11 protein-coding genes are annotated in these 12,192 nt (G+C 48.4%); 10 read left to right on the plus strand and 1 reads right to left on the minus strand.

From position 1 onward, the window contains the following. Window position 1: 1 nt before the first annotated feature. The 5 genes from jag (at window position 2) to DXD12_RS15760 (ending at window position 5,615) form a co-directional block, all read left to right on the plus strand. Entirely contained in the window at window positions 2–670 is a 669-nt protein-coding gene (gene jag / locus DXD12_RS04250; protein WP_107000956.1) for an RNA-binding cell elongation regulator Jag/EloR, read from the plus strand. Between the two features lie 189 nt (window positions 671–859). Further along, a complete protein-coding gene (gene mnmE / locus DXD12_RS04255) occupies window positions 860–2,239 on the plus strand; it encodes a tRNA uridine-5-carboxymethylaminomethyl(34) synthesis GTPase MnmE (RefSeq protein ID WP_118637556.1) in 1,380 nt (459 codons plus the stop codon). Window positions 2,240–2,597: 358 nt separating this feature from the next. Further along, on the plus strand, window positions 2,598–4,505 hold the full coding sequence (mnmG, locus tag DXD12_RS04260) for a tRNA uridine-5-carboxymethylaminomethyl(34) synthesis enzyme MnmG (RefSeq protein WP_118637558.1): 1,908 nt from the start codon (window positions 2,598–2,600) through the stop codon (window positions 4,503–4,505). A gap of 119 nt (window positions 4,506–4,624) precedes the next feature. Next, window positions 4,625–5,392 carry a 16S rRNA (guanine(527)-N(7))-methyltransferase RsmG gene (gene rsmG / locus DXD12_RS04265; protein ID WP_118471741.1) on the plus strand — a complete coding sequence of 256 codons (768 nt, stop codon included), beginning with the start codon at window positions 4,625–4,627 and terminating at the stop codon, window positions 5,390–5,392. 94 nt (window positions 5,393–5,486) lie between these two features. Then, window positions 5,487–5,615 (plus strand): hypothetical protein, encoded by a 129-nt coding sequence (locus DXD12_RS15760; RefSeq protein WP_270224374.1) that lies wholly within the window; start codon window positions 5,487–5,489, stop codon window positions 5,613–5,615. A gap of 459 nt (window positions 5,616–6,074) precedes the next feature. On the opposite strand, the gene DXD12_RS04270 is transcribed toward DXD12_RS15760, so the two are convergent. Next, entirely contained in the window at window positions 6,075–7,025 is a 951-nt protein-coding gene (locus tag DXD12_RS04270; RefSeq protein WP_117796780.1) for an alpha/beta hydrolase, read from the minus strand. A 458-nt stretch (window positions 7,026–7,483) separates the two neighbouring features. Here DXD12_RS04270 and DXD12_RS04275 point away from each other — a divergent pair, with 458 nt between their 5' ends. The 5 genes from DXD12_RS04275 to DXD12_RS04295 all read left to right on the plus strand — a co-directional run bounded on the left by DXD12_RS04275 (window position 7,484) and on the right by DXD12_RS04295 (window position 11,714). After that, entirely contained in the window at window positions 7,484–8,023 is a 540-nt protein-coding gene (locus tag DXD12_RS04275) for an HD domain-containing protein (RefSeq protein ID WP_243021913.1), read from the plus strand. A gap of 158 nt (window positions 8,024–8,181) precedes the next feature. After that, window positions 8,182–8,952, plus strand: a complete 771-nt coding sequence (locus DXD12_RS04280; protein WP_107000951.1) for an AAA family ATPase — start codon at window positions 8,182–8,184, stop codon at window positions 8,950–8,952. A 78-nt stretch (window positions 8,953–9,030) separates the two neighbouring features. After that, a complete protein-coding gene (locus tag DXD12_RS04285) occupies window positions 9,031–10,206 on the plus strand; it encodes a ParB/RepB/Spo0J family partition protein (protein WP_118637560.1) in 1,176 nt (391 codons plus the stop codon). A 51-nt stretch (window positions 10,207–10,257) separates the two neighbouring features. Further along, window positions 10,258–10,761, plus strand: a complete 504-nt coding sequence (locus tag DXD12_RS04290; RefSeq protein WP_107000950.1) for a DUF4446 family protein — start codon at window positions 10,258–10,260, stop codon at window positions 10,759–10,761. Window positions 10,762–10,835: 74 nt separating this feature from the next. After that, window positions 10,836–11,714 (plus strand): DUF3881 family protein, encoded by an 879-nt coding sequence (locus DXD12_RS04295; protein ID WP_118637562.1) that lies wholly within the window; start codon window positions 10,836–10,838, stop codon window positions 11,712–11,714. Window positions 11,715–12,192 lie beyond the last annotated feature (478 nt).

The following is a 12,192-nucleotide window of genomic DNA, read 5'->3' on the forward strand; positions in this document are numbered from 1 at the left end:
GATGGATATGATTACGGTTACCGCTAAGACAGTCGATGAGGCAGTAACAAAGGCACTGATTGAACTGGAAACCACCAGTGATAAATTAGAGTACGAAGTGGTCGAAAAAGGAAGCGCCGGATTTCTGGGGATCGGCGCGAAACCGGCGATCATCCGTGCTAAGAAGAAAGAGACGCTCGAGGATCGTGCGATCGACTTTTTAAGCCAGGTATTTGATGCGATGAACTTAGATGTGAAGATCGCAGCGGCTTTCAATGAGGAAGAGTGCGAGATGAACATCGACCTCTCCGGCGAGGATATGGGTATTTTGATCGGTAAGAGAGGTCAGACCCTGGATTCTCTCCAGTATCTGGTCAGCCTGGTTGTCAACAAGAAGAGCGAGAATTACGTCCGCGTGAAGCTCGATACCGAGAATTACCGCGAGAGACGGAAAGAGACGCTTGAGACACTGGCAAAGAACATTGCTTACAAGGTAAAGAGAACGAAACGTTCCGTATCTTTGGAGCCGATGAACCCGTATGAGAGACGGATCATTCATGCAGCGCTGCAGAATGACAAGTATGTCACCACCCGCAGCGAGGGCGAGGATCCGTTCCGGCATGTGATTATTTCGCTGAAGCGTGAGGGCAGACGCGAGAGAAGTGACGGGTATGGGAGATATGAGAAGTAAATAAGTGTGACGAAGAAGGTCTGGAGGTATCTAGACCTTCTTTTTTGTGGGGGATCGAGCGCGAGAGGTTTATCGTGAAAACATGAAAAAAGAAATAAATATTAGACTAGATTTGTAAATAAAGATGGGAAAATGCTTCCATATGGTATAGAATAAGAAGATAAAAAGCAAGGAAGGATTTATATATATATGGTATATACAGATACAATCGCCGCGATCGCGACGGCGCTTTCGAGTTCGGGGATTGGGATTATCCGGATTAGCGGTTCGGACGCTGTTGCGGTGGCGGAGCGGATGTTTGAACCGGCGGTGGCGGGGAAGAGGCTTTCAGAGCAGAAAACGTATACGATTCATTATGGATATATTCGGGATGGAGAGGAACGGATCGATGAAGTGCTGCTTCTTTTGATGCGCGGTCCGCACAGTTATACGGCGGAGGACACGGTAGAGATTGATTGTCACGGAGGCGTTCTGGTGATGAAGCGGATTCTGGAGCTGGCGGTAAAATGTGGGGCGCGGCTGGCGGAACCAGGCGAATTTACGAAGCGGGCGTTTTTAAATGGCAGAATTGATCTTTCGCAGGCGGAAGCCGTGATCGATGTGATCCAGTCGAAAAATGAGTATGCGCTGCAGTCTTCGGTCAGCCAGTTGAGCGGTTCAATGTCGCGGAAAGTGCGGGAACTCCGCGAAAAACTAATCTATGAGATCGCCTTTATTGAGTCCGCACTTGATGATCCGGAGCATATTTCCCTGGACGGATACCCGGAGCGCCTTCGGGAGACGCTGCAGCCGATTGAGATGGAACTGGAGGCGTCGATCGGGACGTTTGACAACGGGCGTATCATGACGGAGGGGATCAAAACCGTGATCTTAGGTAAGCCGAATGCAGGAAAATCGTCCCTGATGAATGTACTGCTGGGAGAGGAGCGCGCGATTGTGACAGAGATCGCCGGTACGACACGCGATACGCTGGAGGAAAATATCCGTCTGCGCGGGCTTAGCTTAAATTTGATCGATACGGCGGGCATCCGGGAAACGGAGGATATCGTTGAAAAGATTGGCGTGGAACGGGCGAGAAAGATTGCGGATGAGGCAGATTTGATCTTGTATGTGGTCGATGGATCAAGGGAGCTGGATGAAAATGACCGTCAGATCCTCGATTTGATCCGGGGACGGAAGGTGATCGTCCTCTTAAATAAGACAGATCTGGAACCGGTTCTCACAGAAGAAGCGCTTCGCGAAGCGTGCGGGCAGGAAGTGATCCCGGTATCGGCGAAGGAACAGCAGGGAATTGATCGATTGGAGGAAAAAATTCAGACGATGTTCTTGCAGGGAAACCTGAATTTCAACGATCAGGTCATGCTGGCAAACGTCCGTCACAAGACGGCGATGGAGCAGGCGCTGAAAAGCCTGCGTCTGGTCGAGACAAGCATCGACAATGCGATGCCGGAGGATTTTTTCTCGATTGATCTGATGGATGCCTATGAACATCTTGGAACGATCCTTGGGGAATCACTGGAAGAGGATCTGGTGAATGAGATTTTCAGCCATTTTTGTATGGGGAAATAGATCAATTTTTTTGCAAGGTTTCTTTCCTTGTGGTATGATAGGGTGGATCTGAAAACAAGAAAGAATATAAGGCGTTTGATCAAATTGAAATGTGCAGCTGCAGTAAAATCGGCTGCGAATCATACGGCGCATGAGCCGCAGTGTTTATCTCAGTCGAGAAGACTCCCACCTCTTCAGGTGGTGAGTAATAGCAAATTTGTCTCAGTGGAAGCCTTGTCTCCGACTGAGATAAACGCTCCGCGAGGATGCGCAGTGATTCTGTAAAGAATATGTCAGCTTACGCTGACCAGAATCACGCGCCAAGTCTCACGGACGTTCGACTTGAATAGAACGCAGAGATAGAGAGGAAAGAGGAAACATGCCCTGTTTAACAGAAAATTATGATGTAGCGGTCGTCGGGGCGGGACACGCCGGCTGTGAGGCAGCGCTGGCAAGCGCGAGACTGGGACTCGAGACGATCGTGTTTACCGTCAGCGTGGACAGCATCGCCCTGATGCCGTGCAACCCGAATGTCGGCGGAAGCTCGAAGGGCCACTTGGTGCGCGAGCTGGATGCGCTCGGCGGCGAGATGGGAAAAAATATAGATAAAACCTTTATACAGTCCAAGATGCTCAACCAGTCTAAGGGACCGGCGGTGCATTCGCTCCGCGCGCAGGCGGACAAGCAGGAATATACCCGCCAGATGCGCCGTACCATGGAAAATACCGATCACCTGACGATCCGTCAGGGAGAGGTGGCAGAGCTGATCGTGGAAGAAGGTCAGATCAAAGGACTGAGAACGTACTCCGGCGCGACGTATTACTGCAAGGCGGTGGTGCTGGCAACGGGAACGTACCTGAAAGCGAGATGTATCTATGGCGATGTGAGCAATCCGACCGGACCGAATGGTCTGCAGGCGGCAAACCATCTGACAGACTCCCTGAAAAAGCTGGGAATCGAGATGTTCCGTTTCAAGACGGGCACACCGGCGCGTGTCGATAAGCGCAGCATCGATTTTTCTAAGATGGAAGAGCAGTTCGGCGATGAGAGGGTTGTGCCATTTTCTTTTTCCACCGATCCGGAGTCGGTACAGAAGGAGCAGGTGTCCTGCTGGCTGACCTATACCAATGAGAAAACACATGAGATCATCCGCAACAACCTGGATCGATCGCCCCTCTTTTCGGGCGCGATCGAGGGAACAGGTCCGCGTTACTGTCCATCGATCGAGGATAAGGTGGTAAAATTTCCAGATAAGAACCGTCATCAGGTTTTTGTCGAGCCGGAGGGAATTTATACGAATGAAATGTATCTGGGCGGTATGTCCAGTTCCCTGCCGGAGGATGTGCAGTACGCGATGTACCGTACCGTACCGGGACTTGAAAATGTCAAAATTGTTCGAAATGCATATGCGATTGAGTACGATTGTATCAATGCACGCCAGTTAAAGGCATCGCTGGAATTTAAGGCGATCCGGGGATTGTTCAGCGGCGGTCAGTTTAACGGAAGCTCCGGTTATGAGGAAGCGGCGGTACAGGGCTTTATGGCGGGTGTCAATGCGGCGCGCGAAGTGCTGGGAAAAGAACCGATCATCCTCGACCGTTCCCAGGCATATATCGGTGTCTTGATCGACGATCTGGTTACCAAAGAAAACCATGAACCGTACCGGATGATGACGTCGCGTGCGGAATACCGCCTGCTTTTGCGTCAGGACAATGCGGATCTGCGTCTTTCCCCGATCGGGCATGAGATTGGACTGGTCAGTGATGCGATGTATGAGCGTGTCCTCTGGAAAGAAAAAATGATCGAGGAAGAGGCAAAGCGTCTGGAGAAGATCAACATTGGCGCTGGAAAAGAAGTGCAGGAATTTTTAGAGCGCCACGGAAGCACCCCGCTCAAGACCGCGGCAACGCTGGCAGAGCTGGTACGCCGTCCGGAGTTAAGCTATGAAGCACTGGCAGAGCTGGATCCGAACCGTCCGGAACTTCCGGAAGATGTGATCGAGCAGATCAACATCAACATCAAGTATGACGGCTATATCCGACGCCAGCTGCAGCAGGTTGCACAGTTCAAGAAGATGGAGAGCCGGAAGCTGGATGAAAACTTCGACTATTCCACGGTCGGAAGCCTGCGCCGTGAGGCAGTACAGAAATTAAATCTCTATAAACCGGCAAATATCGGTCAGGCATCCCGAATCGCGGGCGTGTCACCGGCGGACATTTCGGTGCTGCTGGTACACTTAGAGCAGAGCCGCCATGCGGGACATGGGGAAGAGAAGAAAGAACTGTAAATATAGAAACGAGCGGATTCAGAGACTGCATGGAAACAGGTAAACGCATTGCAGAAACTCAAAATGTAAGATAGATAAGAACCTGAGAAAAAATAGAACATATCATAAAGGATATATTTATGGCAGAAGAAAATAAAGTAGAAAGCGGTGTGGTTCTGCCTCCGGCAGACTTTACCGAGCAGCTTCAGAAAGAAGCGCAGGAGATGGGCGTCACGTTAAATGAACACCAGATCAAGCAGTTCTACGATTACTATGAACTGTTGATTCATTGGAATACGATGGTGAATCTGACAGCGATCACGGAACAGAAGGAAGTTGTGACCAAACATTTTTCGGATAGTCTGGCACTTGTGAAAGCGGTGCCGGATCTGGCAGAGAAAGAGTATACGTTGATCGATGTTGGAACGGGAGCTGGATTTCCGGGTATCCCGTTAAAGATTGCATTTCCAAATTTAAAGGTCACGCTTCTCGATTCTTTAAATAAGCGGATCAACTTTCTGAACGAGGTAATTCAGGCATTGGAACTGGAAAAAATTCAGGCGGTTCACGGACGGGCGGAAGATGCGGCACATGATAATGTTTCACGTGAAACATTTGATTTCTGCGTTTCACGCGCGGTGGCAAATCTGTCCACGCTGTCGGAATACTGCCTGCCATTTGTCAAGGTGGGAGGCTGGTTTGTACCGTACAAATCAGGCAAACTGGAGGAAGAGATGAAGACGGGAAAAGGTGCGATCCGCAAGCTGGGCGGCGAGCTGGAGGATGTGATTTCCTTCCACCTTGCCAATGAGGATGAGCGTAACCTGGTCCGGATTCATAAGACAGAGAGGACGGGAAAGAAGTATCCGAGAAAAGCGGGAACGCCATCGCGGGAGCCGCTGAAATAAAGCAATCAAAAGGTAGAAAGAGAAAGACTGTATATGGAACACGTAGGGTATGCAGTCTTTCTTTTTCATATAGGCGGGGTTTAAACAAAAATGTATGACTGAATATTTGTCCTGGAAGATTGTGTTCCAGAAGCCGTATCAGGCATATGACAGAGGAAATCTGGAGAAACAGGTAGAGGCGATGGCAGAGCTGAAGATAATAGGAAAAATTTATAAAATTTGAGTTTTCGTTACAGAATATAGTTTTTTGTGCGAAAGCCGAGGAGATCGAGTGGGAATAATGTAGAATAAAGAGGAGCATTCCGGGGGTTTTGTTTGTATATAGATAGTGCGGCGGGACCTGGATGAAACATTAGGACCGTTCCTATCAAGAAGAAACAAACAAGGCGCACGGAAGGATGACGCTGTGAATATGAAAGATACTGGAAAATGGTATCTGCATCATGGTATGAGTATGAAAAAGCAATTTTTATGGAGATGTGGGAAAGAGAGAGTAACTGTTCGCGGGTAGGCACTGTTGGAACCGAAAGTGCCGTAAGAAAACGTGGTGGCAGCAGGAATTTGCCGTATTTAAATGCGAAGCCACGGCAAATTCCGTTACTGGGCACGTATGCATGAACAGTAATAAGCTTCGTCCTATGACGAAAAAACGCTCCGCGGTATGCATACGCATTATCCTTTTTTAAGAAAAAAACATATGGATCGCATCCATCACGGCATCCGGCTGTTCTAACTGCGGCAGATGTTTGGTCTTTGGGATGATAGAGGACTCGATTGCGGAATTATAAATCTTGTAATCCTGAATCGTCGCCTCGATCATCGGTTCCTCGGAACCGCCGATGATGAAGATGCTGTTGTCGATCTTCCTGAGAGCATTGGAAATATTGCACTTGGTATAGCGGCATTCAATACTGGAGAAGATCGCTTTCGGACATTCGCCGAGATGTGCGGCTTCGTGGCTGCGGTCGATCTGAACCGGTTTTACGGTATACGGATTGTAAAAATATTTGGTGCGGAATGCCTCTTCGATCATAGAGCGGCTGCACGCAATGTGGTAAATGAGCGTTCCAGCCAGCGGGAGATCCAGAAGAAGCTTATAAAGCTTGGCATTTTTACCCGGAAGCTGACAACAGTCGGTAAGGCTGCTCGGGTTGATGAGCATGATCTGATCAAACAGTTCTGGAGAGTTGCTGCACGCCATGATAGACAGTGCCGCTGAATCACCGGTGGAGAGAATGTTGGTCCGATGTCCGATCTCAGATTTGATAAAATCACAGATCAGCTGGACAAACAGGTAATTTGTGTAGGTCAGGTTCGGCTTCTCGGAACGTCCGCAGCCGAGAAGGTCGAGCGTGTAGACGGTGTAGGAGTGGCTGAGCTGTTCGCGGATGGATTCCCACTCATAGCCGCTCGATGCAAAGTGCAGATCGTGAATCAACAGAAGCGGTTTGCCGGAACCGCATTTTGTATAGTAGATATTTCCCAGCCGCCATTTGTAGCAGAGAGAATTCTCTTCCCGGGTCAGACCGCGGGAGGTGGCAGAAAATTGAATATATTTATTTAAAAGTGCCAGTGAAACTGCGCCGCCGGCGGACAGCATCAGGCAGGTCATGATCTTGTTTTTTGTGTTCATATAGAAAGCTCCTTTTGAATCGAAAAATTAAACTTGAAAATATCTCATCAAGTAATTCTATTATACCATAAATACTAAATTCAGCTATCGCCTTTGGCTCTGCTTCATTAAGTATTTAGGTATGACTCGCACTAAGCTCGAAAACACCTCGCTAAGTGCTCATATTATATCATATTTTCCTGTATTCCAGTTCAGCTATTTCCAGCGTTTTTTCACAGAATATCTGTTCACAGATGTGTGCCCAAGTAACGGGATTTTGCCGATGCTTCGCATTTCAAATCGGAAAAATCTGCAACCAGAATTGTAGCGTTCGGAATTTTCAGTTCAGAAAATTTCTACCTGTGAACAGTTATGAACATGCCATTTTATGTAAACAAAATTTCATTGAAAATCGATATTAAAATCATTATAATGTTCACGTATCAAAAAATCAATCGATGGGGAAAGAAATGCGCGATATGATAAAGAAGGAAAATAAGTTATGCTTTCAGCATCGTATGGAACGGAAGACAGAGAAATCTTTTCAGTTGTCGGCGGGCAGGCAGCGGCTGCTGGCGGAAACGATACGCGAACTGAAGCAGGAAGGGCGCTTAGACGAGGAGAAGCTGGCGATGCAGCATGGTACGACATCCATTTACCGCCACAGCCTCAATGTTGCCTACACAAGCCTTTGGATGATGGAACGGTGGCAGATTCGCTTGGAACCAAAATCACTTGTGAGAGGGGCACTGCTGCACGATTATTTTTTGTATGACTGGCATCAGAAGGATTCTTCGCACCGCCTGCACGGCTTCCGTCACCCGAAAACAGCGCTTGGAAATGCACAGAGAGATTATCATTTAAATTGGAAGGAAAAAAATATCATCGCACGTCATATGTTTCCGCTGATACCGGTGCCGCCTCAGTGCCGCGAGGCATGGATTGTGTGTCTGGCAGATAAATGGTGTGCTCTGGGGGAGACGGTGGAGCCGATGTTTCACGTGAAACATTTTAAATGAAATTTTTCTAAAAAAGTAGGAAATGAGTTTTAAGTGTGTTATACTATTAGGCAAGACAAGAACGGGAAAAAGCTGGAAATCGCTGTGCGGATGCCTGCGGGAAGGCTTTTTCCTGTCTTTCATGTGAGATAAAACCGAGGAAATGGAAGGAATACGGTATGGGACGAACGATTGCGATTGCAAATCAGAAGGGCGGCGTAGGTAAAACGACAACGGCGATCAACCTGTCGGCATGCCTGGCAGAGGCGGGACAGAGGGTTCTGACGATCGATTTTGATCCGCAGGGAAATGCAACCACTGGTTTGGGATTGGAAAAAGAACAGATTGAAGATACAGTCTATGAGCTGCTTTTGGGCGATTGCACACTGGAGGACTGTCTGATGCGCGATGTTCAGGAAAATCTGGATGTTCTTCCTTCGGATTCGAATCTGGCAGGAGCTGAGATTGAACTTCTGGATGTGGAAAATAAAGAGTCGGTGTTAAACGGTTATCTGGAGACAATCCGCGATCAGTATGATTTTATTATCATCGACTGCCCGCCGTCGCTGAGTCTTTTGACGATCAATGCGCTGGTAGCGGCAGATACAGTGCTGGTGCCAATCCAGTGCGAATATTATGCGCTGGAAGGACTGAGCCAGGTACTCCGGACGATCGGTCTGGTCCGGAAAAAGATGAATCCGTCGCTGGAGCTGGAGGGCGTGGTATTTACCATGTATGATGCGAGAACGAATCTCTCCCTGCAGGTCGTAGAGAATGTAAAACAGAACTTAAATGAGCGGATTTACAAGACGATCATACCGAGAAATGTGCGACTGGCGGAGGCGCCGAGCCACGGAATGCCGATCAACCTGTACGACAGCCGTTCGACCGGTGCAGAGAGCTACCGTCTGCTGGCAGCAGAGGTGATCAGCCGGGGAGAAGAGCTGTAGGCAGGAAAATAACGGTGAAGTGAAATTCAGAAAGGATGCCTGCCGGGGGGCGTCGGGAGGTTCATGAGGAGGAAGGAAATGTCAAAGAGAACGGGGCTTGGCAGAGGACTGGGAGCTTTTTTTGGAAATGATTACGAGGATGCAGAAGCGGGAAAAAGCAGCGCAAAGCCATCGGATGAAGCCGGAAAAAAGACTTCCGTTCGTGAGACGGAACAGGAGATAGAGAAAAAGAGCCTGGAAGAGCTGGATATGGTGCTTCCGGGATCTAAAAAACAGAAAAAATCGGCGTCTGCCGGAAAGACAGCTGCGAAAACAGTGGGAAAAGGCAGCCGTGTGGGAGTTGCAAAGGCATCCGGAAAGACGACGACAGAAGGAAAAACCCGCACAGCCGGGGAGACGGCGGCAAAATCGAAGACACAGACGGCAAAAGCGGAGCCGGTCGTAAAGATCGTCGAGGTGGAAAAAGAGAAATTTCTAAATATTTCGGAGATTGAGCCAAATGTCAGCCAGCCGCGTAAGATGTTTGATGAAGAACAGCTCGGAGAGCTGGCAGAATCCATCCGCCGTTACGGCGTGCTGCAGCCGCTTCTGGTTCAGAAAAAGGGCGATCGTTATGAGCTGATTGCCGGAGAGCGCCGGTGGAGAGCTGCCAAACTGGCAGGATTTCGGGAAGTTCCGGTGATCGTGCGCGAGTATACGAGACAGCAGACGATGGAGATCGCCCTGATCGAGAATGTACAGCGTGCAGATTTAAATCCGATTGAGGAGGCGAAAGCCTACCAGATGCTGATTCAGGAGTTTGGGCTGCGTCAGGAGGACGTGGCAGAGCGCGTAGCGAAGAACCGTGCGACGATCACGAACAGCATGCGTCTTTTGAAACTGGATGAGAGAGTGCAGGAGATGCTGATTCAGGATCGGCTTACCGGAGGTCATGCGAGAGCGCTTCTTTCGCTGGAAGATGGTGAAAAACAGTACCAGTTGGCGCTTAAAACAGTAGAAAATCATTTGAGCGTCCGCGAGGTCGAGCGTTTGGTGAAAGAGCTTTTGAAGCCGAAAAAGGTGAAAAAGAAAGCAGATCCGGAACGCGATATGGAGGTCTTTTTCAAGGATGTGGAAGAGAAGCTGAAAGGAGTTATGGGAACGAAGGTTTCGATCAACCGCAAGGATAAGAATAAAGGCAGAATCGAGATCGAATACTATTCATCAGCGGAACTGGAACGTCTGATTGAGCTTTTGGAGTCATTAAGACAGTAATCACACAAAATTCGTCCTAGGGGACGGATGATGGGAAATGAGGAATGAAAGATGGAGAGCAGTATTTTTAGCGGGATTGGCATCGATCCGGGGGTTATCGTGATCGTTCTGGCGATCCTGACACTCATATCATTTATTGCGTCCGTCATCTGTTTTTCGCAGTATAGGAAGTTGTATCGCAGATATGATATGTTTATGCGGGGAAAAGATGCGGAGACGCTCGAAGACACGATCATGGAACTGGTGGATGAGACCGAGTATCTGCGGGCAAAGGACGGAGATACAAAACGCCTGGTGGATTCGGTTGTCTCCAAGGCGCAGGCTGGATACCAGAAAACCGGTATTGTCAAGTACAATGCGTTTAAGGGCATGGGCGGCAATCTGAGTTTTGTCATTGCCATGCTGGATGATAACAACACGGGATTTGTGCTGAATTCTGTTCACAGCCGTGAAGGCTGTTACCTGTATCTGAAGGATGTCGTAGAGGGCAAGACCGAGGTGCTTTTAGGAAGTGAAGAGAAGGAAGCACTGGAGCGTGCGCTTGGGTATAAGTAAGGAAAATAAAGGATAGAAATGAGGCGGCTGTATGTGTTGACAGCAGCTGCGGATTGTAGTTAGAAGGAGTCAATATGCATCGTTTTTTGCGAGCTGCCGGATTTAGTATGTATCAGAAGAAGAAGGACATCCGTGCCCTGCTTCGCTGTCTGGCGAGAGAGGCGGGAACCTCCAGCTGTCTTCAGCTTGACAGGGAGACCGAATTATATGAGATCAAGACAGAAGTTGCGCCGGGGATCGGCGTGGCGATGTATGGGGAGCTGAATAAGCAGGATGAGATGGAGATAGAGTATTATTATCCCTATATCCTGAACGAGGAGGTAACCTCGCGGGCAGAATGTTCCATTCAGCGTCATACGGAGAAGGAAACCTATGCGGGGCTTCTGGATGAGTATAAGGTAGGGCTTTCGCTGATCTTTTATCTCTTGAATCCGATCGAATACAGGGAGTGTTACCGGAAAGAGCGCGAGCGCTTACAGGTGAATTCGGTCAGCCTGGCAGGATTTGCCAATCGGGGCAAGGTGCTTCTTCCGATCAAAAAGACGGCGCTGCAGATTGAAAAAGCCAAAGTGGCGGCGAAAAACCGGGATGAACTTTTGGAAGCGGCAAAAAATGGCGACGAGGATGCGATGGAGTCCTTAACAATCGAGGATCTGGATCTCTATTCGATGGCATCGCGCCGGGCGACGAGAGAGGATATTTATTCGATCGTCGATACAACTTTTATGCCAAGCGGGATCGAGTGCGATCAGTATTCGATTTTAGGCGAGATCAAAGAGGTTGTATGTAAGAAAAACCGGTTTACTGGCGAGGAAATCTATGATCTCAAGGTGGAATGCAACGAGCTGTATTTCCGCGTAGGTATCAATAAGATGGATCTGCTTGGAGAACCGCTTCCGGGACGTCGGTTTAAAGGAAAAATATGGATGATGGGAACGGCTCATTTTGCGTAAAGGTCTATAAAAAATCCTCGGATTCAGGTCCGGATGGAGATAAAAGCAAATGAGACGGTAGAACAGAAATTGTATACGGAGCATGTGAGAAGAGAAAATAGTTGCAGAACACATGAAAATGAATTATAATAAAATGCAGTATGAAAATACGATATATGTTTCACGTGAAACATGTAAATCTCTGTAGCTCAGTAGGATGGAGTGTTCGCCTCCTAAGGTAGAACCATGGCGGAACCTTTTTGAAGAAAAAGGGTAGCGTTTGAGGGTCACTTAAGGAAGCGAAATCTGAAAAATTAGAAGAGATAAGAAAGAGATAATTCATCACGAAAGTGATTGAGTTCATAAAGTTGGTCGCCGTGACCGAAAAGGCTGAAAAAGCCCGAAAATACGGCATTTGTTCCCATAGTTAAATGGATATAACAAGCGCCTCCTAAGGTTGCGTTACAACGGCCACCTCAAAAAAAACTAAATAAGGGAT

The sequence above is a fragment of the Clostridium sp. TF11-13AC genome, from assembly GCF_003481065.1.
GTDB classification, from domain to species: domain Bacteria; phylum Bacillota; class Clostridia; order Lachnospirales; family Lachnospiraceae; genus Otoolea; species Otoolea fessa.